The sequence below is a fragment of the Pseudoduganella guangdongensis genome (genome assembly GCF_009857475.1).
GTDB lineage: Bacteria > Pseudomonadota > Gammaproteobacteria > Burkholderiales > Burkholderiaceae_D > Rugamonas > Rugamonas guangdongensis.
The window spans coordinates 1-256 of sequence record NZ_WWCJ01000076.1; the positions used below are offsets into that span (position 1 = coordinate 1).

Annotated in this window: 1 rRNA gene; it reads right to left on the reverse strand. The window is 49.6% G+C overall.

Annotated features, from left to right (window positions below):
* Nucleotides 1-106: ribosomal RNA gene (gene rrf / locus GTP41_RS26910) — 5S ribosomal RNA — on the reverse strand; the annotation flags it as partial.
* Nucleotides 107-256 lie beyond the last annotated feature (150 nt).

The following is a 256-nucleotide window of genomic DNA, read 5'->3' on the forward strand; positions in this document are numbered from 1 at the left end:
GATAACCTACTTTCACACTGGTTGCAGCACTATCATCGGCGCAAAGTCGTTTCACGGTCCTGTTCGGGATGGGAAGGGGTGGGACCGACTTGCTATGGTCATCAGGCATAACTTGTAGGCAGCGCGCTGGGCGCGCTGCGCAATCTGGAAGAAGTAAAGTTGGGTAGTGTTCTCAAACACGAGTAAATGCTATATAACCGGCAAGGTTATAGGGACAAGCCGTACGGGCAATTAGTATCAGTTAGCTTAATGCATT